Raw genomic sequence first — 21,740 nt, forward strand, 5'->3', positions numbered from 1 at the left:
TGAACTCGTTTCACCCTGCGTGGTTTGGTCGAGCATCGCGAAAGGTCAAAAATCCGCCGCAGAAGGCGGAAATCAGCAGATCATCCCGTTCCGGATCGCACGGCCGCGGGCTTCATCCCCGGAGCCGACGGCCGGCCGCGAGACCGGTGCGCCACAGTCCTTCGAAATCGCGCTCTGGCAGCGCCGTCTCGGAACAGTTCCAGCCTAATGCGCTGGAATTTCTGTCCTTCTCACGCTAAGCAGCCCGGCTAAGCCCGGAACCACAGCATCTAAGGAGCCGCGTCTTGGGAATCCCCATACGGTACGTCGCGAAGATCGGCGGCTACATCCTCAAGCAGCACATCACGGGGCGGAAGCGCTACCCGCTCGTCATGATGATGGAGCCGCTGTTCCGCTGCAATCTCGCCTGCGCCGGCTGCGGGAAGATCGATTATCCCGACGAGATCCTGAACAAGCGCCTGCCCGTGGACGAGGCGCTCGAATCCGTGCGCGAGTGCGGCGCACCGGTGGTCGTGATCGCCGGCGGCGAGCCGCTTCTCCACAAGGATCTGCCGCAGATCGTGCAGGGCATCATCGCGCAGAAGAAGTTCGCGATCGTCTGCACCAACGCGCTGCTGCTCGAGAAGAAGATCAAGGACTACAAGCCGAGCCCCTACTTCACGTGGTCGATCCATCTGGACGGCGACAAGGAGATGCACGACCAGTCGGTCTGCCAGCGCGGCGTCTACGACAAGGCCGTGGCGGCGATCGCCAAGGCCAAGGAGATGGGCTTCCGGGTCACCATCAACTGTACCTTCTTCAACAACTCTTCGCCCGACAAGATCGCCGACTTCTTCGATTCGGTGACCCGGATGGGCATCGACGGCATCACCGTCTCGCCCGGCTACGCCTATGAGCGCGCGCCGGACCAGAAGCACTTCCTGAACCGCAAGGCGACCAAGGACCTGTTCCGCGGCGTGTTCCGGCACGGCAAAGAGAAGGGCCGCGAGAAGTGGACCTTCCAGCAGTCGGGCCTGTTCCTCGACTTCCTGGCCGGCAACCAGACCTATCACTGCACCCCGTGGGGCAACCCGACCCGCACCGTGTTCGGCTGGCAGAAGCCCTGCTACCTCCTCGGCGAGGGCTACGCGGCGACCTTCAAGGAGCTGATGGAAGAGACCGACTGGGACGCCTACGGCACCGGCAACTACGAGAAGTGCGCCGACTGCATGGTCCACTCGGGCTACGAGGCCTCCTCGGTGGTCGATTCGGTCAAGAAGCCCTGGAAGCCGCTGGTGCACGCGATCCGCGGCATCAAGACCGAAGGCGACATGGCGCCGGAGATCTCGCTCGAGAACCAGCGTCCGGCCGAGTTCGTGTTCTCCCGCAACGTCGCCCAGAAGCTGTCCGAGATCAAAGCCTCGGGCGTCGACACCAAGCAGGAAGCCCGCAAGCGCACGGCCGCCTGAGCCGCGCCTGACGCGCCCCCTGAAAAGACCCGCGCGGCTCCGGCCGCGCGGGTCTTTTCGTTTCAGGGACGGCCGTCAGGGTCTTTGATACCCGGCCTCGTAGCACGGTCTCTTGCGCACGGGCGCGCGGCGACGGCGGCTCAGAGCAGCCCGAGGCCGGGCCCGAGCCGGGCGCGGCAGCGGGTGAGGGCGGCGAAGGCGGCCGAGGAATCGCGCCCGAGCCGGATCAGCTCGCCGATCCGGGCCCGTCCGCGCAGCAGCGCGGCGAGGACGGCGCGGATGTCCGGCTCGCCCTCGGGCGTCAGCGCCGAGGCCGCAAAGGCAGGCAGGGCGCGCCCGGCAGGGTCGCAGACCACCCGGATCGCGGCGAAGGGGAGGGCGTGGCGGGCGGCGTAGGCGGCGGCCACGTGCGATTCCATATCGACGGCCAACGCGCCGGTGCGGGCCCGCAGCGCCGCCTTGTCGGCGACCGCCAGGACCGCGACGTCGGAGCCCGCGAGGCCGCCGGTGACGACCCGGTCCGGCGCGCCGTTCAGGCGCTCGGACAGGCGACGGACGAGAGCGGAATCGGCGGGAAAGCGCGCCTGCGCATCGAGATGGGTGCAGACGACGATGTCGCCCGGCTGCAAGGCAGGGTCGAGGCCTCCGGCAATCCCGAAGCTGACCACGGCGCGCAGCCCCCGCGGGGGGCGCGCGTCGAGGAGCGCGCGCAGCCGCGCCGGGTTGCCGGCGGCCTGGATCGTCTCGACGCCCGGCCCGGCGGCGATGCGCGCTTCGCGGGCGAGTCCGGCGACCGCCAGGACCGCACCGCTCTCCACTGCCATCCTCCCGGCCTCCGCGCGCCGGATCACCGCGCGACGGAGTAGACCGAGGCGCCCGCGGCGACGGGGGCGGTCACGGTGGAGAACACGCCGAGCACCTTGCCCAGCTCTGCAAACGGCGAACTCGACACGTAGACGAGGTCGCGGTTGCGCATCCGGAAGCTCTGGGTGAGGAACAGCCCCTGCGCGTCACGCAGGTTCACCCGGTACACCACCGGCACCTGCGGCGAGGCGAGCAGCGGCGAGTTCGGCCGCAGCCGCCGCACCACCGCCGACGGCTCGTAGCGGAACACGAACACGCCGGCCGGGTCGGCCTGGGCCTCACGCAGCCCCGCGGCGCGGGCGAGCGCCTGCGACAGCGTCAGCCCGTCGGCCGAGAACGGCACCTCGGTGGTGCTGCCGAGCGCGCCCACGGACAGGAAGGTCTGCGGATCGCGCACCAGCGTCAGCGTGTCGCTGGGGCGCACGAAGATGTTTTCGCGCGGATTGGCGACCACGGTGCTCATCGGCACGGTAACGGTGCGGTTGCCGCGCGAGAGCCGCACGAAGGTCTCGGCCACCGGCGTGCGTACGCCGCCGGCCTGGGCGATGACGTCGAGCAGCCGGTCGCCGCGCCCCGACAGCGGCACGCGCATGCCCATGGCGCCCTCGCCGGTGACGGTGGCGGATTGCGAGACCGGCTTGGTGACGGAGACGAGCACCTGCGGCTGGATCGCCTTGCCGGCGAGTTCGGTCTCGATCAGCGCCTGGACGTCCTGGGTACGGCGGCCGACGACCTTGATGCGGCCGGCATAGGGCACGGTGATGCCGCCGTCGGGCCCGACCACCTGCTCGGGGATCAGGGCGGACTTGGAGCCGGCGGAGAAGCGGTCGGCGACGAGCGGGCCGGAGAACAGGCCGCCGGAGCCGGCCTCCCACACCTGGACCGCGACGTAATCGCCGACGCCGATCACCGGCTCGAGCGCCGGACGGTTGTCGCCGAAGGTGACGAGGAGGCTGTCGAGGGGGCGGGTGCGCAGGGCCTCGACGATGGCGGGGGTGACGTCGATGATCTCGTAGCGGGCGAACAGGCCTTCGGCGGTGGCGACGTCGGCGCCGCTCTCGATCGCCGAGGTGGTCGGGCCCGCGGCCGGCAGGATCGAGCACCCCGACACCGCCGAGGCGATGACGAGGGCAGTGGCTAGAGCGCGCATTCAGGCCGCCTGACGGTTTCTCTCACCGGGTGGGTAGCCCAAACCGGCCAAGCTGTCCGTGGCGAGGCCGCCACACCGGGCCGGGGAGGACGGCCGGCGCCGGCCTTTCCCCGAAGACCACATCTATCCCACCCCTTCGGGGGATGCCGCGCGACCGCATGGCGCGAGGGCGCAAGAGGAACGGATGCGGGGCCGAGGATGGTCGCGCCGCCGCACTCCGCTACCTGTCTGTCTCCGGCCAAGCCGGGGCCGGCCCGCGGCGCGCCGACACATGATCTTTCCAAGGAGCCGGATGACCGCCCCTCGTTCCTCCGCCCCGCAGGCTGCCGATTCGCGCGCCGTCGCCCCGACCGTCCTCGTGGTGATGGGCGTCTCCGGCTCCGGCAAGAGCACGGTGGCCGCACTGTTGGCCGAGCGGCTCGGCTGGACCTTCGCCGACGGCGACGACTTCCACACGCAAGAGAGCATCGCCCGGATGCGGGACGGGCACCCCCTCGACGACGCGGCGCGCCAGCCCTGGCTCGGCCGCATCCGCGCCTGGATCGACGCGCGGCTCGCGGCCGGCGAGAACGCCGTCGTCGCCTGCTCGGCCCTGAAACGGGCCTACCGCCGGACGCTGACCGGCGATTCGGGCCAGGTCCGCATCGTCTTCCTGGAGGGAAGCCGGGCGGTCATCCAGGGTCGGGTCCAGGCCCGGCACGGGCATTTCATGCCGGCCTCCCTCCTCGACAGCCAGTTCGCCGCCCTCGAACCGCCGGGGCCGGAAGAGGATCCGATCACCGTCGGCATCGAGGACGGCCCCGACGCCATCGTCGCGGCGGTCGCCGCCCGGCTCGACCTCCCGGCCGGCGACGTCTGCGGATAGGGAGCGGATAGGGAACAGCATGGACATCGCCCTCGTCGTCTCCGATGTCGACGGAACCCTCGTCACCGACGACAAGCGGCTGACACCGGCCGCCATCGCGGCGGTGCGGCGGCTCGGCACGGCGGGAATCGGCTTCACCCTGGCCTCCAGCCGCCCGCCGGTCGGTCTGCGCTCCCTTGCCGAGGCGCTCGACCTGCGGCTGCCGCTGGGCGCCTTCAACGGCAGCACCGTCTGCACGCCCGACCTCCGGCCGATCTCGGAGCGGCTGATCCCCGAGGCGGTCGCCCGCGCGGCGGCCACCCGCCTCGACGCGGCCGGGATCGACGTGTGGGTGTTCGCCGACGGCGCCTGGAACCTGCGCAATCCGCAGGCGCCCTATACCGACCTCGAACGCCGCACCCTGCAGACCGAGCCGCACGTGGTGCCGGACCTGTCAGCCCTGCTCGGTCGGGCGGCCAAGATCGTGGGTGTGAGCCGCGACCATGCCGGGCTCGCGCGGCTCGAGGAGGCGCTCGCGGCGGAACTGGACGGGCGGGCCGCCGTGCATTGCTCGCAGCCCTATTACCTCGACGTGACGCCGCCCGGCATCGACAAAGGCAGCTTCGTCTCCGATCTCGGGCGGCAGCTCGGCATTCCGCGAGAGCGAATCGCCACGCTGGGCGATGCGGCCAACGACGTCGCCCTGTTCCGCGAGAGCGGATTGTCGATCGCCATGGGCAACGCCGCCCCCGCCGTGCAGCGGGCGGCGTCGGCCGTGACCGCGGACAACAACGAGGACGGTTTCGCCCGCGCGATCAACCGGTTCGTGTTCGGGGACACCTGAGGTTCGCGAAACGTTCCTCGGCGGGCGCCTGTGCCTCTTCTGCGACAGGGCCGCCGCCACGGGCCCCGGCATCCGCAGGGATTTGGCCGGCCTCCACGTTCCCGCCTCATTTGGCCCCGACCCAGGAGGGACAAACTGAGCCGTAACGAGTGATCCTCACGAGATTCCCAGGGCCGCCGCTCCCGTCAGGGGCGCCGGCCGGCGGGAGGCTTCGTGAGGCACCGAAAACGACCGGGTCTCCCATGCGTCTTCTCCTCGCCGCCCTGCTTGCCGCCGCCCCGGCGTCGGCCTTCGCCCTGGAGGCGGCGCGGGACAACATCGATGCACTGATCGCCGAGCAGGCCCGGGCCAACAAGGTGCCCGAATCCTTCGTCCATCGGGTGGTCAAGCGGGAGAGCAACTACAACGCCCGTGCCAAGGGCGGCTCGGCGCTCGGCCTGATGCAGATCAAGCACGCCACCGCCCGGGGCCTCGGCTATACCGGCGATGCGGCCGGACTGTTCGACCCCGAGACCAACCTGAAATACGGCATCGCCTATCTCGCCGGCGCCTACCGTGCCGCCAAGGGCGACCTCGAACAGGCCTACCGCTACTACAATCGCGGCTACTACTACGCCGCCAAGCGCCTCGGCATCGACGCGACGCCGCCCGACGCCGACAGCGCGACCACCGTCGCCTCGGCCGCGCCTCCCGCGACCGCCCGCTCCGCCAACGGCTTCGACGGCATGTTCGCCCTGCGCGGCAGCGCGCCGGCGGCGGGCAGCCAGGCGCTCGCCTACGCGGCTCCGGGGCCGGGGCCGACCGACGCCGTGGAGGTCCCGCTCCCGCCGCGCCGGCCCGCCGCGCTCTCCGGCGCCGCCGATGCGGTGCAGGTCGCGAGCCTCGCGCAGCCCGCCGCTCCGCAGCCGCAGGCCGCGATCCAGAACCCGCCCCAGGCCGCCGCACTCCAAGCGGCCGCATTCCAGACCACGCCGTCCCGGTCCGCCGTGCCGCAGGCTGCTGCGCAGCTGGCATCCGCCGCCGTGGCGGACGCCGTCGAGGTGCCGCTGCCCCCGCGCCGCCCCTCCGAGACCGTGCTCGCCGCCATGGCCCGGCCGACCGTCGCGGTGGCGCGCAAGCCCGCCGCGCCGGCCCCGATCCTGGAGGCCTCGGCCGCCCACGGCACGCCCTGAACCAACCGCCTGTCCATAGGCGAACCGGCACTCTAGCCAGTCGCCCTTCCTGCGGTTATACAGCCCGCCTCGAATCTCCGTCATCCCACGCGGTGCCATCGGCGATCCTCGCAAGAGGAGGATCCCTTGGGCGCCCTTTTTGCCTGAGGTACTCTCCCATGGCCGTTCCGAAGCGAAAGACATCCCCCTCCCGCCGCGGCATGCGCCGCTCCGCCGACGCGCTCAAGGCCCCGACCTATGTCGAGGACAAGGACTCGGGCGAGCTGCGCCGTCCGCACCACATCGACCTGAAGACCGGCATGTATCGCGGCCGTCAGGTGCTGAAGGTGAAGTCCGCCGAGGCGTGATCGAAGGAACCGCCGGCCCGTCCGGCGGTCAGGCTTACGGCCCGAAGGCCGCGGCCCGTGCGTAGAGCGCGGCCGCGGCCTTCGTGCGTTCGGGACGCGCGGGACGTAGGGCCGGATCGGCGCTGACGATCAACTGGGTCAGGAAGCCCGCCATCGGGCGGCCGCCCCTGAGGCGGGGCGCGGCGCGGCCGGGTCCGGCGGCGACGAGGGCACGCGCGGACGCCTCGGGTCCGGCGCTCCGGCCCTGATCGGCACAATCCTTCTCGGAATGGTCCATTCGCGTCACGCCTCCGGCCTCACACGGATTTCCGTGCAAGGCCGGGGCCGACGTTAACCGGATCTTAACGCTCTGTCTCGCGCCATCCGGCGCGGGCCGCTCCGACGCGCCCCGCGGGACGACTGACGCCGGGCGCTCGCGCCGGCTACTTGCGCCGGCTACTTGCGCGCCAGCGATTCGAGGCGGGCCTGCATCTCCGCCATCTGCTTCTTGAGCTCGTCGAGGTCGCTCGCGCCGCCGGATGGGGCCGCGGGCGGCGTGGCGACCGGGGTCGATCCCGTCGACGATGGCGGGGCAGGGGGGCCGAAGCCGCCCGTGAACATCTTCATCGCGTCGCCGAAGAAGGTCATGTTGGCCCGCACCTGCTCCTGCAGCGCCTGCTGGAAGGCGGAGGGGCCGAAGCTCTGGGCCATCTTCTCGCGAAGACCGTCCTGATCCTTGGCGAAATTCGCCATCGAGAATTCGAGGAAGCTCGGCACCATCGTGCGCATGCTGTCGCCGTAGAAGCGGATGAGCTGGCGCAGGAAGGCCACCGGCAGCAGGTTGTCCTCGCCGGCCTTGTTCTCCTGCTCGAAGATGATCTGCGCCAGGACCGAGCGGGTGATGTCGTCGCCCGAGCGGGCGTCGTAGACGATGAAGTCCTCGCCGTTCTGCACCATCGTCGCGAGATCTTCGAGCGTGACGTAGGTGGAGGTGCCGGTGTGATAGAGCCGGCGATTGGCGTATTTTTTGATGACGGTCTGATGCGCCCTGCCGTTCTCGGCCATCGTTGCGACACCTCCCGCTTCGGTCATGAGTCTGCGCAAAGCTCAACGCTCCGCCATGATCGGCTGCCCGCCTGCGCAGGCCGGGTTCTGCATTCTTCAGATCCAACCTTAAGGCTTTCGCGACGCGGCGAAAACAGCAATTTATCCCTGTCCCCGTAGAATCCGGATAGGCCGGCGCGACGCCGATGCGACGTTCCGGCCATGTTGTCCGAAAGCACGCTTGACTTCGTCAGTCCTGCGCTCTTCATCCGAGGAACGGCAGGCCGCGCACCGGGTAATCTGGTCTACCAAATATCGCGCCGCCGAATGAGGAGAACGTCACGATGGCAGCCAGCGAAGATATCGTCATTGTCGGGGCGGCGCGCACGCCGGTGGGCTCGTTCGCCGGCGCCTTCGGCTCCGTGCCGGCGCACGAACTCGGCGCCGTGGCGATCAAGGCCGCGCTGGAGCGCGCCGGCGTCTCGCCGGACGACGTGGACGAGGTGATCTTCGGCCAAGTGCTCACGGCGGCTGCCGGCCAGAACCCGGCCCGTCAGGCCGCCATCGCCGCCGGCATCCCGGAGAAGGCCACCGCCTGGGGCCTCAATCAGGTCTGCGGTTCGGGGCTGCGCACCGTCGCGGTCGGCATGCAGCAGATCGCCAACGGCGATGCCACGGTGATCGTGGCCGGCGGCCAGGAATCGATGTCGCTCGCGCCCCATGCGCAGTACCTGCGCGGCGGCCAGAAGATGGGCGACCTCAAGCTCGTCGACACGATGATCAAGGACGGTCTGTGGGACGCCTTCAACGGCTACCACATGGGCCAGACCGCCGAGAACGTGGCCCAAGCCTTCCAGCTCACCCGCGAGCAGCAGGACCAGTTCGCCGTCCGCTCGCAGAACAAGGCCGAGGCCGCCCGCAAGGAGGGTCGGTTCAAGGAGGAGATCGTCCCCGTCACCGTGAAGGGGAAGAAGGGCGACACCGTCGTCGACACCGACGAGTACATCCGCGACGGCGCCACCGTCGAGGCGATGGCCAAGCTCAAGCCCGCCTTCACCAAGGACGGCACCGTGACCGCCGCCAACGCCTCCGGCCTCAACGACGGCGCCGCGGCGCTGGTGCTGATGTCGGCCTCCGAGGCCGAGAAGCGCGGGATCACGCCGCTGGCCCGAATCGTCTCCTGGGCCACCGCGGGCGTCGATCCCAAGGTGATGGGCACCGGCCCGATCCCGGCCTCGCGCAAGGCCCTGGAAAAGGCCGGCTGGAAGCCCTCCGACCTCGACCTGATTGAGGCCAACGAGGCCTTCGCCGCTCAGGCGCTCGCCGTGAACAAGGACATGGGCTGGGACGACGAGAAGGTGAACGTCAATGGCGGCGCCATCGCCATCGGCCACCCGATCGGCGCCTCGGGCGCCCGCGTCCTCATCACTCTGCTGCATGAGCTGAAGCGCCGCGACGGCAAGAAGGGTCTCGCCACGCTCTGCATCGGCGGCGGCATGGGCGTCGCCATGTGCGTCGAGCGCGTCTGAGCGACCGACCTTGGGGAAGGGAGCGCGGCGCCCTTCCCACCGCAAACCTCAAGCTGAATTTGACGAAAACAGCTTGAGGGTTTGTGAAATTTAAATGCGATGCAGGCCCCCGATCCGCCGGCTAAACCGGTGGGGACGAGGCGTGGAACCCGCTCCGCGAGAAGGCCGCGACAGGATCACGGTTCTGTCGACCGCACACCGAGCGGGTGTTTCGCGAAGCAGCGTAACAACAAGCCCGATATGGGATTACGGAGGAAAGCATGGCTCAGGAACGCGTCGCCCTCGTCACGGGCGGAACGCGCGGCATCGGCGCCGCGATCTCGAAGCGCCTGAAGGACAAGGGCTACAAGGTCGCCGCCAATTACGGCGGCAACGACGAGGCGGCCAACGCCTTCAAGGCCGAGACCGGCATTCCGGTGTTCAAGTTCGACGTGGGCGACCTCGCGAGCTGCGAGGCCGGCATCAAGGCGATCGAGGCCGAGGTCGGGCCGATCGACATCCTGGTGAACAATGCCGGCATCACCCGCGACGGCGCCTTCCACAAGATGACCTTCGAGAAGTGGCAAGCGGTCATCAAGACCAACCTCGACTCGATGTTCACCTGCACCCGTCCGCTGATCGAGGGTATGCGCTCGCGCAATTTCGGGCGCATCATCATCATCTCGTCGATCAACGGTCAGAAGGGCCAGGCCGGCCAGACCAACTACTCGGCGGCCAAGGCCGGCGTGATCGGCTTCGCCAAGGCGCTGGCCCAGGAGAGCGCGTCGAAGGGCGTGACCGTCAACGTGGTGGCCCCCGGCTACATCGCCACCGAGATGGTGATGGCCGTGCCGGAGGATATCCGCAACAAGATCATCTCGACGATCCCGACCGGCCGCCTCGGCGAGGCCGACGAGATCGCCCACGCGGTCGAGTATCTCGCCAGCGACGAGGCCGGCTTCGTCACCGGCTCGACCCTGACGATCAACGGCGGCCAGCACTTCGTCTGATCGACGCCGCCTGCCGAATTGTCCGGAGGCCGCCGGTCCGCTCCACGGGCCGGCGGCCTCCGCCGTTTTCCGGGCAAGGTGCTCGCCTGCCCGAAGAAAATACTTTATGCCGCGGTCCCAACTCCCCGATTCCCCTGCCACTTTCGATCGATGAACCGGCTGTGCTGCGCCTCGCGCTGATCCTGCGGCGGAACCTGCCCCGGCTGGCGGGGCTCGCGACCATCCCACTGATCCGGGCGGTGTTCCTGCTGGCGCGGATGCTCGGCACCGACCGGGCGAGCGCCGCCGGCGGCCGGCTCGCGCGGCTCGTCGGCCCGTTCCTGCCCTCGCACCGCACGGCGATGGCCAATCTCCGCGCAGCCTATCCCAAGGAGGACGAGGCGCGGCTGAAGGCGATCGCGGGGGAGGCCTGGGAAAATCTCGGCCGCACCGGGGCGGAATACGCCCATCTCGACACGATCTTCGATTACGACCCTGAAAATCTCGCGACCCAGCGCATGGAGGTGCGCGGGCTGGAGCAGTTCTTCGCGATCCGCGACGACGGCCGGCCGGGGCTGATCTTTTCGGCCCACTTGGCGAACTGGGAATTGCCGGCGATCTGCGCCGAGAAGTTCGGGCTGGAGACCACCGCCGTGTTCCGGCCGCCGAACAACCCGGCCGCCGCCCAACTGGTGCAGGAGGTCCGCCGCAAGACCATGGGGGGACTGGCCGCCTCGGGCCCCGGCGCGGTCTTCGCCATGCAGGGCGTGGTGGAGCGGGGGGGCCATCTCGGCCAGCTCATCGATCAGCACTTCACCCGCGGCGTCGTGGTGCAGTTCTTCGGCCGCCCGGTGCTGGTCAACCCACTGCTCGGCAAGCTCGCCCGCCATCACGATTGCCCGGTCCACGGCGCGCGGGTGGTGCGCAAGCCCGGCGGGCGCTTCCTGCTCGAACTGACCCCACCCCTCGACCTGCCCCGCGGCCCCGATGGGCTGATCGAGGTTCAGGGCGCGATGCAGGCGATGACGCGCGTGATCGAGGGATGGGTGCGCGAGCATCCCGGCCAGTGGCTGTGGATGCACCGCCGCTGGCGGCCCAACATGCTGCCGAAGGGCACGCTGCCGACGCAGCCCGCCGGAGGAGCGCCGGGCGCTTGAGTCCGGCGGGCGACGGATTCTTCAAAAATCAGTCGGCCCACTCGCCGCGGCGCATCACCGGCACCGCTTCGCCGGAATCGGTGATCCCGTCCACGTCGATCTCGGCCGAGCCGATCATCCAGTCGATGTGGATCAGGCTGCGATTGGCGCCGCGCTCGGCGAGATCCGCCTCGCTCAGACCCTCGCCGCCGTTGCGGAAGCACTTCGAGTAGGCCTGCCCCAGGGCGATGTGGCTCGCGGCGTTCTCGTCGTAGAGCGTGTTGTAGAACAACAGGCCCGAGGCCGAGATCGCCGAGGAGGCGGGCACCAGCGCCACCTCGCCGAGGCGGGCGGCGCCCTCGTCGGTGTCGAGCACCTTGGCGAGCACGTCGCTGCCGGTGCGCGCCTGCGCCTCGACGATGCGACCCTCCGAGAAGCGCACGCGGATGTCGTCGATCAGCGTGCCCTGGTAGGAGAGCGGCTTGGTGCTGGCGACATACCCCTCGACCCGCGCCCGATGCGGCGTGGTGAACACCTCCTCGGTCGGGATGTTGGCGTTGCAGACGACGCCGTTCTTCGCGGTCGTGGCGCCGCCGCACCATTCGTGGTCGTCGGCCAAGCCCACGGTCAGGTCGGTGCCGGGCCCGCGGAAGCGCAGGGCGGAGAAGCGCGAGCCGTTGAGCCGCTCGGTGCGGCGGGCGAGGTCGCGGTTGTGCTCGCCCCAGGCGGCAACGGGGTCGGCTCCGTCGATGCGCGAGGCGGAGAACACCGCGTCCCACAGGCGGGCCACCGCCTCGTCCTCGGGCAGATCAGGGAAGACCGTGCGCGCCCAGGGCTTGGTCGCCGCCGAGACGATGGTCCAGTTGGTGGAGAAGCCGGCGATCAGCTCCAGCGCCGGCACGTAGGCCTGGGAGCGCGAGCGGTTGGCGCGGGCGACCTTGGCCGGGTCCTGACCGGCCAGCAGGGACGGGTCGTCGCCGGAGATGGCGAGCCGGGCCGCCCCGCCGCGATAGGCATCGGCCATGCCGGCATAGAGCCAGCCGGCCGCCTTGTCGAAGGCCTCGTCCGGCGCGTGGGCGAAGCGGGCGAGGGTGGCGGCGTCGTCCGCGTAGAAGGTGGTGACCAGCGCGGCGCCGGCCTTGTAGGCGTGCTCGGTGATGGCGCGGGCCAGCGGCACCGCTTCGAGCGGTGCCGTCATCACCAGTTCCTGGCCCGGCCGCAGCCCAAGGCCGACCCGTACGGCGACCTCCGCCAGCCGGTCGAGGCGCTCGGTGAAGGGGAGGGCGGCCGTTCCCGGCGTCTGGCTCATGGGGTGATCTCCACGCTGTCCCGCCGCGCGCGATCGCCCCGGCTCGATGCGGGTGTCAGACCCTCACGCGGCTCAGGCCGCGCGCGACCACGTGATCTCGCCCAGATTCTCGCGGAAGGCAAAGCGAAGGAGATGGTCGGAGACCACATTCTCCAGCCGTGTCAGGCCGGCCGGGTCGGGCGTGGCGACCTGCATCAGCAGGGCGTCGGAGCTCGCCTCGAAGGTGCAGATGCGGTCCTCGCCGAACGGAACCCGGCCCTTGTCGCCGGTCTCCTCGACGGGAAACTTATGGCTCCAATGGCGGCAGAGCTGTTTCAGGTAGCGGCTGGCTTCCGCGGTCGGCACCCGGGCCTGCGAGATGGGCATCATGGTCTCCTTCAAGTTCGGTGCGGGCGGGAACGCGCGAAGGGCGCACCGCGAACTTCGCTTCGGATGGGGTACCCCCCCTCCCGCCGCTGCGGCGCATCGTCTTCCGGAGAAGCGGCGCCGCAATGCAGCATGTGGGATGAGGGCGTAAGATCGGCATGCGACGAAAACGGGGCGAGCCCTGCCCGCTGCGGTCGTTGCGGAGGGCGGCGGAGGGCCGATTGTCGAGTCGCAAGGGTTAACGATTCCATCATCCGGCGTGCGATTCCGGTTGCGCGCGAGGCGGTTTCCCCTCCGTTGAGCGAAGATCATGCCGCGTTCTTGTGCGTCGCACAATAACCGCCGGGCGGCGCGGCGCGTTCCCGCGTGCGCCTCGTCACGTCACTTTCGTGCGAGCAGGATCAGACCGGGAGGGAAGGGGGCGGATCGTCGGAGAGGGCCACGACCTTGCCGGGATTGAGCAGGTCGTCGGGGTCGAGGGCGCGTTTGAGCCGGCGCATCAGATCGAGGCCGACAGGGTCGGCGGTGCGGGCGAGTTCGTCGCGCTTGATCAGTCCGATGCCATGCTCGGCGGCGATCGAGCCGTCCATCCGCTCGACGATGCCGTGAACGATGGCGTTGAACCGGCTCCACTGGCTCAGGAATTCGGCCCTGTCCATGCCGACGGGCTGGGTCAGATTGAAGTGGATGTTGCCGTCGCCGAAATGCCCGAACGGGCAGGGCCGCAGGCCCGGCATCGCCGCCTCGCAGGCGGCACTCGCCTCCTCCAGGAAGTCGGCCAGCCGCGAGAGCGGCAGCGAGACGTCGTGCTTGATCGAGCCGCCCTCCGCCTTCTGCACTTCGGGCAGCAACTCGCGCAGGCGCCACAGGGCGGCATCCTGAGCGGCGCTGCCGCCGATCACCGCGTCCTCCACCAGCCCCGCCTCCATCGCCTCGGCCAGCAGCGCCTCCATCTCGGCGCGGGTCTCCGTTCCGGAGCGGGGCGAGGCCAGCTCGATCAGGGCATAGGCCGCGTGGGCGCGAGCGAGCGGCGGGCGCACGTCGATGCCGTGCGCCAGAACCATCTCCAGGCCGAAGCGGGGGATGTATTCGAAGGCGGTCAGCCCGCGGTCGGCGCCCGCCCGCAGCCGCTCGAACAGGGCGAGCGCGGCCCGCGCCGAGGGCAGGCCGACGAAGCCGACGCAGGTCGACAGCGGCTTCGGGTACAGCTTCAGGGTGGCGGCGGTGATGATGCCAAGCGTGCCCTCCGAGCCGACGAACAGGTGCTTGAGGTCGTAGCCCGCATTGTTCTTGCGCAGCGCCTTGAGCCCGTTCCAGATCCGCCCGTCGGCGAGCACGACCTCGAGGCCGAGCACGAGGTCGCGGGCATTGCCGTAGGCCAGCACCGCGAGCCCCCCGGCATTGGTGGCGAGCCCGCCGCCGATCCGCGCCGTGCCCTCCGCCGCCCAGGAGAGCGGGAACAGCATTCCCGCCGCCTCGGCCGCGGCCTGGACGTCGGCGAGGATCATGCCGGCCTCCACCGTCATGCTGGCACCGAGGGGATCGACGGCGCGCAGCCGGTCGAGGCGGTTGAGCGAGAGCACGATCCCGCCGAACGGCACGCCGCCGCCGACGAGGCCGGTATTGCCGCCCTGCGCCACCATCGACACCCGCGCCTCGGCGCAGGCCCGAACGGCGAAGGCGACCTCCTCGGTCGTGCCCGGCGCGACCACCGCCAGGGCGTGTCCGCGATAGAGCCCGCGCGTCTCGACGAGATGCGGCGCGATCTCCGCCGGATCGGTGCGCACGTGCCGCGCCCCGAGCCGCGCGGACAGCGTGGCGAGGAGGCGTTCTTGGGAGGAGCGGGCGTCGGTCATCGGCGGGTCGGCGGGAGCATCGTCCGGTTGAGATAGGCCGGCGGAACGGGGTTTGCACCGAGGCGGGAGGACGCCGGTGCGGAGGCGGCGGTGGACGGCGCGACGCGGCATGGCACGGTCCGGGCCGTCGCGGGTTTCCTTCCCGCGGCGCATCGCCGCCCGATCGTGTCGTGCCGTCCCATCGAAGACGAGGCTTGAGGCGCCATGCTGTCCGTGATCCCGAACCCGCCGCGCATCACGCTGCCGATCCATGGCAGCACCGACCTGTTCCCGGTGCGGCGGGTCTATTGCGTGGGCCGCAACTACCGGGCCCATGCCCGCGAGATGGGTGCCGACGAGCGCGATCCGCCCTTCTTCTTCCTCAAGCCCGCCGACACGCTCCAAGTCGCGCCCGAGGGCGCGACGCTCGAGCATCCCTACCCGCCGCGCACGGAGAACTACCATTTCGAGGTGGAGCTGGTGGCCGCCCTCGGGCGGGGCGGGCGCGACATCCCGGTGGAGACCGCCGGCACCCATGTCTACGGCTACGCCGTCGGCCTCGACATGACCCGGCGCGACCTACAGGACGAGGCCAAGCGGCAGGCGCGCCCCTGGGAACTCGGCAAGGCGGCGGACCTGTCCGCTCCCATCGGCCCGCTGCGGCCGGCCGGCGTCATCGGACATCCCCGGTCCGGCGCGATCACGCTCTCCGTCGACGGCAGCGAGCGCCAGCGGGGCGACCTCTGCGAGATGATCTGGTCGGTGCCGGAGCAGGTGGCCCTGCTCTCCACCTATTTCGAGCTTCAGCCCGGCGACCTGATCTTCACCGGCACGCCGTCCGGCGTCGGGCCGGTGCGGCGCGGTGAGACGATGAGCGCGCGCATTGAGGGCGTGGGGGCGATCGCGCTGAAGGTCGTGTGAGCGGCCCGAAGCGCGACGTCCGACACGCCGCCGTCTACAAGGCCGGCATGATCCTGAACCTCGATCGCCCCTGGCTTCATCGTCTCGCCCTGCGCGCCGCGCTCCTGACCCGCGGCATGACGCTCGGGGTGCGGGGCGTCGCCATCGACGGGGAGGGACGGGTCTGCCTCGTGCGCCACACCTATGTCGGCGGCTGGCACCTGCCCGGCGGCGGGATTGATCCGGGCGAGAGCGCGCCCGCGGCGATGGCCCGCGAGTTCCGCGAGGAGGCCGAGATCGTGGTGGCGCCGGAGGCCGGGCTGCGGCTGCACGGCTTCTTCCTGAATCCGGGGGCGCAGCGGCGCGACCACATCGCCCTCTACGTCGCCCCGGCCTTCACGGTGGCGGCCCCCAAGCGGCCCGACCGCGAGATCGCCGAGACCGGCTTCTTCCCCCTCGACGCCCTGCCACCGGACACCACCCGCGCCACCCGCGCCCGGCTCGCGGAGATCCGCGACGGCACGCCTCCGGCCGAGTTGTGGTGAGCCCAGGATGATGCGAGCCGCCGACGAAAACGGAGCCCCGGAAAAAATCTCGAAGCCGCTGCGAACTTGGCGCTTGCATCCCCCGGCAGAATGGTGTTTAGACAGCGCCACCGACGGGGCGCACACGAAGCGCCGCCCCGGACGGACAAGAGAGCGGGTGTAGCTCAGGGGTAGAGCACAACCTTGCCAAGGTTGGGGTCGAGGGTTCGAATCCCTTCGCCCGCTCCAGTTTCCTTCAAAGAACTGACCGACCTACGATAAGCCGCCCAGTGGGCGGCTTTCGTCGTTTCGGGCCTGCGGCAAGCCGCTGCCGTGGCGGCGTTAACGGTTCATTAGCCAAACAATTCCTAACGTCCGGCCGGTGCAGGAAGGCCGGGCATGCTCGAACATCGTACAACGCGCACGCTCGGGCAGGCCGCCGGAAAGGTCTCGGCCGCGGAGCCGGTCGATCGCTACCTCGCCAAGGCGGCGACGCACCGGGCGGCCGGCCGGTTCGACAAGGCGCGCCGCAACCTCCGGATGGCGCTCGACGCGGTGCCGGGCCACGCCGCCGCGCATTTCGAACTCGGGCTGCTCACCAACCGGACCGAGGCGCCAGCCGCCGCGGTGCCCCACTTCGTCGAAGCCCTCAGGGCCGCGCCCGAGCGGCCGGCCTACTGGCTCGCGCTGGCCACCACGCTGCTGACGCTGAACCGCGTCGGCGAGGCGCGCGCGCTGATGGAGCGCTTCCGCGACCGGGGCTTGCCCGACGACGAGACCCGCCGGGTCCTCAAGGACTTCGTCGAACAGGCGTTCACGCTGGGTCAGGCGCATTACGAGGCGAACGATCTGACCACCGCGGAGATCCTGCTCGACCTCGTCATCGGCCTGGACGACACCCACGCCAAGGCGACCCATCTCGCCGGCGCCGCCGCCGCCCGGCGCGGCCATCATCAGCAGGCCTACGACCTGTTCAGCATTGCCATCTACCGCGAGCCGGACAACGCCGCCTTCTTCAGCAGCCTCGGCGCGCTCCTGATCATCCTCGGGGACAACTCGGGTGCGATCGCGGCGCTGGAAAAGGCCGTCACGCTCGATCCGGATCTGGCCATCGCGCATTCGAACCTGTCCGGCGCGTTCCAGCGCGTCTCCCACCACGCCTCGGCCGTGAGCCATGCGCAGCGCTCGATCGCGCTCAATCCGAACTTCTCCGGCGCCCATATCAACCTCGGATGCGGCCTGAAGAGCCTCGGCCGCCTGCCTGAGGCGATCGCGAGCTTCGACCGGGCGCTGGCCCTCGATCCGCGCAACGTCGCGGCCCATTCCAACCGGCTCTTCGCCAAGCTCTATTCCGAGGGCGTCTCCCCCGAAGACTACGCCGCCGACGCCCGGAGCTTCGGGACGCGCCTCGCCGAGCCGCTCCTGCGGCGGCGGCCCTTCACCAACGATCGCGATCCCGACCGTCGCCTGCGGGTCGGGTTCGTCTCGGCCGACCTCTGCACCCACGCCGTCGCCCGGTTCATCGAGCCGTTCCTGCGCCACATCGATCGCGAGCGGTTCGAGACGCGCGCCTACATGACCCAGGCCGGGGAGGATGCGGTCTCGGCCCGCCTGCGCCCGCTCTTCGACGGCTGGCACAACATCACCGCCCTCGACGACGACGCGGCCGCCGACCTGATCGAGGCGGACGCCATCGACATCCTCGTCGACCTGTCGGGCCACAGCGCCGGCCACCGGCTGCTCGTCTTCGCCCGCAAGCCGGCGCCGGTCCAGGTCACCTGGATCGGCCACCCGGCGACGACGGGCCTGCGCGCCATGGACTACCGCCTGACGGATTTCGGCCACGACGAGCCCGGCCTCTCGGACACGCTCCACACGGAGACTTTGTGGCGGCTGCCCGGCGTGTCGGCCACCTACGAGGCCCCCGGCGACATCCCGCCGGTGCGCGCGCGCGCGCCGTTCGAGGAGAACGGCTTCGTCACCTTCGGCACGATGAACCGCATCGAGAAGATCGGTGATCGGGCCCTGGAGGCTTGGGCCGCCATCCTGCGGGCGCTTCCCGCCGCCCGCCTGTTCATGGTCGCCGCCGATGTGGACCGGCCGGAGATCCGAGCCCGGATCGAGGCGCGCCTGGCGCGGGCCGGGCTGCCGCTCGACCGGGTGCGCCTGCACCCGCGGGTCAACAGCGGCTACTACGCGCTCTATCACGAGATCGACATCGCCCTCGATTCGTTCCCCTATAACGGCGGCACCACGAGTTGCGACACGCTCGCCATGGGCGTGCCCCTGATCGCGCTGGCGGGCACCCATGCGGCGGCGCGCACGGGCGTCGCGGCGCTGACGGCGGTCGGACTCACGGACCTCATCGGAACGACGGCGGAGGATTACGCGGCCCGTGCCGTCGCCCTCGCCAGCGATCCCGACCGTCTGCGCGCGCTCCGCTCCGGGCTGCGCGAGCGCGTCTTCGCCAGCCCGCTGATGGATCACGCCCGCTTCGCCACGGATGTGGGCGACGCCTTCCGCGCCATGTGGAGGCGCTGGGCCGATGCGAACCGCGCCGCTTGACCCCGCCGCCGCGGCGGACAACCTCCTCACGGCCGAACGCCCGGTGCAGGCGACCCTGCGCCGGCTGGAGGAGGAATTTTCGCAGATCCTCGGCGCTGCTCCGGCAGCGGAGAGCGCGGCCGATCCGGTCTACGTCACGCGGCCGTTCCTGCCGCCGCTCGAAGAGTTCGAGCCGTTGCTGCGGCAGATCTGGCAGACGCGGATCCTGACCAATGGCGGCCCGTTCCATCGCGAGCTGGAGGCCCGCCTGCGCGCGCATCTCGGCGTGCCCGAGGTCGCGCTGTTCAACAACGCGACCACCGCGCTGATCATGGCCCTGCGGGCGCTCGACCTGTCGGGCGAGGTGATCACGACGCCCTATTCCTTCGTCGCGACCTCGCACGCCCTGCTCTGGAGCGGCCTCACCCCCGTCTTCGTCGATATCGACCCGGTGACCCTCAACCTCGACCCCAACCGGATAGAGGCCGCGATCACGCCGCGCACCCGCGCGATTCTGCCGGTCCATTGCTACGGCCAGCCCTGCGACGTCGAGGCGATCGGTGACATCGCCGACCGGCACGGGCTCAAGGTGATCTACGACGCCGCCCACGCCTTCGGCGTGCGCCACCGCGGGCGAAGCGTGCTCAATCACGGCGACCTCTCGGTCCTGAGCTTCCACGCCACCAAGGTGTTCAACACCTTCGAAGGAGGCGCCATCGTCTGCGCCGATCCGGCGATGAAGGACCGAATCGACAAGCTCAAGAACTTCGGCCACGACGGCGAGACGTCGGTTCCGGATGTCGGCCTCAACGGCAAGATGAGCGAACTGAACGCGGCGCTCGGCCTCGTCCAGCTCCGGCATATCGGCACGGCGCTGGCGCGACGGCAGGCGGTCGACACCGCCTATCGCGCGGGGTTGCAGGGCATCCCCGGCATCCGCTGCCTGGATTTTGCCGGGGAGGGCGCGGCCAACTACGCCTATTTCCCGATCCTGATCGGACCCGACTACCCGATCAGCCGCGACGCGCTCTACGATGCGCTCAAGCGCGACGGCATCCACCCGCGGCGCTACTTCCATCCCCTGATCTCGGACTTCCCGATGTACCGCACGCTCCCCAGCGCCCGGCGGGAGGATCTGCCGGTGGCGGCCGCGGCCGCCGACCGGGTGCTGTGCCTGCCGATCTACCCCGATCTCGATCCGGCGGTTATCGCCCGGATCGTCGAACGGATCGCGCAGCCATGACGGCGCCCGCCACGGCGGCGATCATGCAGCCGTATCTCTTCCCCTATATCGGCTACTTCCAGCTCATCGCCGCCGTCGATCAGTTCGTGATCTACGACACGGTGAAATACACCAAGAAGGGCTGGATCAACCGCAACCGCTTCCTGCGCGATGGTGCGCCGGTGACCTTCACGCTGCCGCTCGAGAAGGATTCCGACCATCTCGACATCCGCGAGCGGCGGGTCGCGGCGGGGTTCGAGCCCGACCGGCTCTGCGCCCAGATCGCCCAGGCCTATCGCCATGCGCCGCATCGGCACGAGACGATGCCGCTCGTGGAGGAGGTGCTGAGCTACGCGAGCGCCGACCTGTTCGACCACCTGCAGCACGGGTTGCTGCGGACCTGCGCGCATCTCGGCATCGCCACGCCGATCCGCACCGCCTCCGCGATCGAGGGCGCGACGGATCTGCGGCGGCAGGATCGGGTGATCGATCTGTGCGAACGGCTGGGCGCGGCGACCTACGTCAACCCGATCGGCGGCACGACCCTCTACGATCCGGCCGCCTTCGCCCAGCGGGGGATCGCCCTGCGCTTCCTGCGGGCCCGGCCCTTCGTCTATCCGCAGGGGCCGCACCCGTTCGTGCCCTGGCTGTCGATCCTCGACGTCCTGATGTTCAACCCGCGATCCGCGCTCGCGGCCGTACTGGCCGGCGGCTACGATCTCATCGAAGGGGAGGATGCCCCGTGCCCCGCTGGCGCAAGCTCGGCCGCGTGTTCGATCCCGCGAGCGTCGGCGGCCGCCCCTGGCTGAAATCCTTCGCGCAGGCGCCCGCCGCCCTGATCTGCGACGACGTCGTGCGGATGTACTTCTCCTGCCGGCCCGATGCCGACGCGAACGGCCAATACGTGAGCTACAGCGCCTATGTCGATCTCGACCGGAGCGACCTGTTCCGCGTGCGCGCGGTCGCCGAAGAGCCGATCCTGCCGCTCGGCGGCCCCGGCACCTTCGACGAGTTCGGGGTCTATCCGGTCTCGGTGATCCGCACCGGTGAGGCGGTGCGGGCCTATTATGCCGGCTGGACGCGCTGCGTCTCGGTTCCCTTCAACACGGCGATCGGCTGCGCGGTGAGCCATGATGGCGGGCGCCGCTTCGCGCGGCTGGGGCCGGGGCCGATCCTGCCCTACTCGCCGGACGAACCGTTCGTGATGAGCGGGCCGAAAGTCCGGCGCTTCGGCGACACGTGGTACCTGTTCTACATCGCCGGAAGCCTGTGGAAGCGGGTCGAAGGCCGGGCCGAGCCGGTCTACCGCATCCGCATGGCGACCTCGCCCGACGGGCTGACCTGGACCAAGGCGAACCGCGACCTGATCCCGCCGCGGATCGAGGCGGACGAGGCCCAGGCGAGCCCCGACGTGTTCGAGGCCGACGGGCGCTACCACATGCATTTCTGCTACCGCTACAGCGCCGGCTTCCGCAGCCGCGAGCGCGGCTACCGCATCGGCTACGCCTGGAGCACCGACCTCGTGAACTGGACCCGCGACGACGCGCGCTGCGGCATCGACGTGTCGGAGGAGGGCTGGGACGCGCAGATGATCAGCTACCCCCACGTCTTCACCGTCGATGGCCGGACCTATCTCGCCTATCTCGGCAACGAAGTCGGCCGCGGCGGCTTCGGCCTCGCCGCCCTCGACGGCGCTCTCGACTGACCGGCCCGCC

At 70.3% G+C, this 21,740-nt stretch carries 21 protein-coding genes and 1 tRNA gene; 15 read left to right on the forward strand and 7 right to left on the reverse strand.

The features are described 5' to 3' along the window. The first annotated feature begins 284 nt into the window (after positions 1 to 284). Complete coding sequence (hpnH, locus tag HNR51_RS17165; protein ID WP_012455523.1) at positions 285 to 1,448, forward strand: adenosyl-hopene transferase HpnH; 1,164 nt, start codon at positions 285 to 287, stop codon at positions 1,446 to 1,448. A gap of 140 nt (positions 1,449 to 1,588) precedes the next feature. Here hpnH and HNR51_RS17170 read toward each other — a convergent pair whose 3' ends face one another. Continuing rightward, a complete protein-coding gene (locus tag HNR51_RS17170) occupies positions 1,589 to 2,272 on the reverse strand; it encodes a phosphorylase (RefSeq protein WP_182555731.1) in 684 nt (227 codons plus the stop codon). Between the two features lie 23 nt (positions 2,273 to 2,295). Next, positions 2,296 to 3,462, reverse strand: coding sequence for a polysaccharide biosynthesis/export family protein (locus HNR51_RS17175; protein WP_012455525.1), 1,167 nt, complete (start codon positions 3,460 to 3,462; stop codon positions 2,296 to 2,298). Between the two features lie 292 nt (positions 3,463 to 3,754). Here HNR51_RS17175 and HNR51_RS17180 point away from each other — a divergent pair, with 292 nt between their 5' ends. The 4 genes from HNR51_RS17180 (at position 3,755) to rpmF (ending at position 6,669) form a co-directional block, all read left to right on the forward strand. Further along, entirely contained in the window at positions 3,755 to 4,327 is a 573-nt protein-coding gene (locus tag HNR51_RS17180; protein WP_182555732.1) for a gluconokinase, read from the forward strand. Between the two features lie 19 nt (positions 4,328 to 4,346). Further along, positions 4,347 to 5,150 (forward strand): Cof-type HAD-IIB family hydrolase, encoded by an 804-nt coding sequence (locus HNR51_RS17185; protein WP_182555733.1) that lies wholly within the window; start codon positions 4,347 to 4,349, stop codon positions 5,148 to 5,150. Between the two features lie 242 nt (positions 5,151 to 5,392). Beyond that, positions 5,393 to 6,322: a transglycosylase SLT domain-containing protein gene (locus tag HNR51_RS17190; protein ID WP_182555734.1), complete on the forward strand. Its 930-nt coding sequence runs from the start codon at positions 5,393 to 5,395 to the stop codon at positions 6,320 to 6,322. Between the two features lie 158 nt (positions 6,323 to 6,480). Then, positions 6,481 to 6,669: a 50S ribosomal protein L32 gene (gene rpmF / locus HNR51_RS17195; RefSeq protein WP_003601373.1), complete on the forward strand. Its 189-nt coding sequence runs from the start codon at positions 6,481 to 6,483 to the stop codon at positions 6,667 to 6,669. Positions 6,670 to 6,703: 34 nt separating this feature from the next. On the opposite strand, the gene HNR51_RS17200 is transcribed toward rpmF, so the two are convergent. After that, complete coding sequence (locus tag HNR51_RS17200) at positions 6,704 to 6,946, reverse strand: hypothetical protein (RefSeq protein ID WP_141952516.1); 243 nt, start codon at positions 6,944 to 6,946, stop codon at positions 6,704 to 6,706. A gap of 158 nt (positions 6,947 to 7,104) precedes the next feature. Beyond that, a complete protein-coding gene (gene phaR, locus HNR51_RS17205) occupies positions 7,105 to 7,713 on the reverse strand; it encodes a polyhydroxyalkanoate synthesis repressor PhaR (protein WP_012455530.1) in 609 nt (202 codons plus the stop codon). A 323-nt stretch (positions 7,714 to 8,036) separates the two neighbouring features. Between phaR and HNR51_RS17210 the strand changes: the two genes are divergently transcribed. The 3 genes from HNR51_RS17210 to HNR51_RS17220 all read left to right on the forward strand — a co-directional run bounded on the left by HNR51_RS17210 (position 8,037) and on the right by HNR51_RS17220 (position 11,346). Continuing rightward, entirely contained in the window at positions 8,037 to 9,221 is a 1,185-nt protein-coding gene (locus HNR51_RS17210; protein WP_012455531.1) for an acetyl-CoA C-acetyltransferase, read from the forward strand. A gap of 260 nt (positions 9,222 to 9,481) precedes the next feature. Continuing rightward, positions 9,482 to 10,210 carry an acetoacetyl-CoA reductase gene (gene phbB / locus HNR51_RS17215; RefSeq protein WP_012455532.1) on the forward strand — a complete coding sequence of 243 codons (729 nt, stop codon included), beginning with the start codon at positions 9,482 to 9,484 and terminating at the stop codon, positions 10,208 to 10,210. Between the two features lie 161 nt (positions 10,211 to 10,371). Then, positions 10,372 to 11,346 (forward strand): lipid A biosynthesis lauroyl acyltransferase, encoded by a 975-nt coding sequence (locus tag HNR51_RS17220; RefSeq protein ID WP_012455533.1) that lies wholly within the window; start codon positions 10,372 to 10,374, stop codon positions 11,344 to 11,346. A 28-nt stretch (positions 11,347 to 11,374) separates the two neighbouring features. On the opposite strand, the gene HNR51_RS17225 is transcribed toward HNR51_RS17220, so the two are convergent. The 3 genes from HNR51_RS17225 to HNR51_RS17235 form a co-directional block, all read right to left on the reverse strand. Beyond that, on the reverse strand, positions 11,375 to 12,634 hold the full coding sequence (locus HNR51_RS17225) for an aminopeptidase (protein ID WP_012455534.1): 1,260 nt from the start codon (positions 12,632 to 12,634) through the stop codon (positions 11,375 to 11,377). Between the two features lie 72 nt (positions 12,635 to 12,706). Beyond that, positions 12,707 to 13,000, reverse strand: a complete 294-nt coding sequence (locus HNR51_RS17230; RefSeq protein WP_012455535.1) for a DUF2218 domain-containing protein — start codon at positions 12,998 to 13,000, stop codon at positions 12,707 to 12,709. A gap of 401 nt (positions 13,001 to 13,401) precedes the next feature. Continuing rightward, a complete protein-coding gene (locus HNR51_RS17235) occupies positions 13,402 to 14,856 on the reverse strand; it encodes an FAD-binding oxidoreductase (RefSeq protein WP_182555735.1) in 1,455 nt (484 codons plus the stop codon). 204 nt (positions 14,857 to 15,060) lie between these two features. On the opposite strand from HNR51_RS17235, the gene HNR51_RS17240 reads away from it, so the two are divergent. From HNR51_RS17240 to HNR51_RS17270, 7 genes are all read left to right on the forward strand, one after another. Then, positions 15,061 to 15,756, forward strand: a complete 696-nt coding sequence (locus HNR51_RS17240; protein WP_182555736.1) for a fumarylacetoacetate hydrolase family protein — start codon at positions 15,061 to 15,063, stop codon at positions 15,754 to 15,756. Between the two features lie 47 nt (positions 15,757 to 15,803). Beyond that, positions 15,804 to 16,280, forward strand: coding sequence for an NUDIX domain-containing protein (locus HNR51_RS17245; protein ID WP_182555960.1), 477 nt, complete (start codon positions 15,804 to 15,806; stop codon positions 16,278 to 16,280). A 153-nt stretch (positions 16,281 to 16,433) separates the two neighbouring features. After that, a tRNA-Gly gene (locus tag HNR51_RS17250) sits at positions 16,434 to 16,508 on the forward strand. 150 nt (positions 16,509 to 16,658) lie between these two features. After that, the gene (locus HNR51_RS17255; protein ID WP_182555737.1) at positions 16,659 to 18,824 is read left to right on the forward strand and encodes a tetratricopeptide repeat protein; all 2,166 of its coding nucleotides are present in this window, start codon (positions 16,659 to 16,661) and stop codon (positions 18,822 to 18,824) included. Beyond that, entirely contained in the window at positions 18,805 to 20,046 is a 1,242-nt protein-coding gene (locus HNR51_RS17260) for a DegT/DnrJ/EryC1/StrS family aminotransferase (RefSeq protein WP_182555738.1), read from the forward strand. Before HNR51_RS17255 ends, HNR51_RS17260 begins: the two co-directional genes overlap by 20 nt. Next, positions 20,043 to 20,834, forward strand: a complete 792-nt coding sequence (locus tag HNR51_RS17265) for a WbqC family protein (protein ID WP_210280111.1) — start codon at positions 20,043 to 20,045, stop codon at positions 20,832 to 20,834. Before HNR51_RS17260 ends, HNR51_RS17265 begins: the two co-directional genes overlap by 4 nt. After that, positions 20,768 to 21,730, forward strand: a complete 963-nt coding sequence (locus tag HNR51_RS17270) for a glycoside hydrolase family protein (protein ID WP_182555739.1) — start codon at positions 20,768 to 20,770, stop codon at positions 21,728 to 21,730. Before HNR51_RS17265 ends, HNR51_RS17270 begins: the two co-directional genes overlap by 67 nt. The last annotated feature ends 10 nt before the right edge of the window (positions 21,731 to 21,740 follow it).

Origin of the sequence: Methylorubrum thiocyanatum, from assembly GCA_014138645.1 — a bacterium.
Taxonomy (GTDB): Bacteria; Pseudomonadota; Alphaproteobacteria; order Rhizobiales; family Beijerinckiaceae; genus Methylobacterium; species Methylobacterium thiocyanatum.

Coding starts and splice junctions, on each gene's coding strand:
- HNR51_RS17200 (WP_141952516.1), bottom strand. CDS start 6,946: ATGGACCATTCCGAGAAGGATTGTGCCGATCAGGGCCGGAGCGCCGGA.
- HNR51_RS17175 (WP_012455525.1), bottom strand. CDS start 3,462: ATGCGCGCTCTAGCCACTGCCCTCGTCATCGCCTCGGCGGTGTCGGGG.
- HNR51_RS17245 (WP_182555960.1), top strand. CDS start 15,804: ATGATCCTGAACCTCGATCGCCCCTGGCTTCATCGTCTCGCCCTGCGC.
- HNR51_RS17240 (WP_182555736.1), top strand. CDS start 15,061: ATGCTGTCCGTGATCCCGAACCCGCCGCGCATCACGCTGCCGATCCAT.
- HNR51_RS17265 (WP_210280111.1), top strand. CDS start 20,043: ATGACGGCGCCCGCCACGGCGGCGATCATGCAGCCGTATCTCTTCCCC.
- HNR51_RS17190 (WP_182555734.1), top strand. CDS start 5,393: ATGCGTCTTCTCCTCGCCGCCCTGCTTGCCGCCGCCCCGGCGTCGGCC.
- HNR51_RS17230 (WP_012455535.1), bottom strand. CDS start 13,000: ATGCCCATCTCGCAGGCCCGGGTGCCGACCGCGGAAGCCAGCCGCTAC.
- rpmF (WP_003601373.1), top strand. CDS start 6,481: ATGGCCGTTCCGAAGCGAAAGACATCCCCCTCCCGCCGCGGCATGCGC.
- HNR51_RS17170 (WP_182555731.1), bottom strand. CDS start 2,272: ATGGCAGTGGAGAGCGGTGCGGTCCTGGCGGTCGCCGGACTCGCCCGC.
- HNR51_RS17235 (WP_182555735.1), bottom strand. CDS start 14,856: ATGACCGACGCCCGCTCCTCCCAAGAACGCCTCCTCGCCACGCTGTCC.
- HNR51_RS17210 (WP_012455531.1), top strand. CDS start 8,037: ATGGCAGCCAGCGAAGATATCGTCATTGTCGGGGCGGCGCGCACGCCG.
- HNR51_RS17255 (WP_182555737.1), top strand. CDS start 16,659: ATGCTCGAACATCGTACAACGCGCACGCTCGGGCAGGCCGCCGGAAAG.
- phaR (WP_012455530.1), bottom strand. CDS start 7,713: ATGGCCGAGAACGGCAGGGCGCATCAGACCGTCATCAAAAAATACGCC.
- phbB (WP_012455532.1), top strand. CDS start 9,482: ATGGCTCAGGAACGCGTCGCCCTCGTCACGGGCGGAACGCGCGGCATC.
- HNR51_RS17225 (WP_012455534.1), bottom strand. CDS start 12,634: ATGAGCCAGACGCCGGGAACGGCCGCCCTCCCCTTCACCGAGCGCCTC.
- HNR51_RS17185 (WP_182555733.1), top strand. CDS start 4,347: ATGGACATCGCCCTCGTCGTCTCCGATGTCGACGGAACCCTCGTCACC.
- HNR51_RS17180 (WP_182555732.1), top strand. CDS start 3,755: ATGACCGCCCCTCGTTCCTCCGCCCCGCAGGCTGCCGATTCGCGCGCC.
- HNR51_RS17260 (WP_182555738.1), top strand. CDS start 18,805: ATGCGAACCGCGCCGCTTGACCCCGCCGCCGCGGCGGACAACCTCCTC.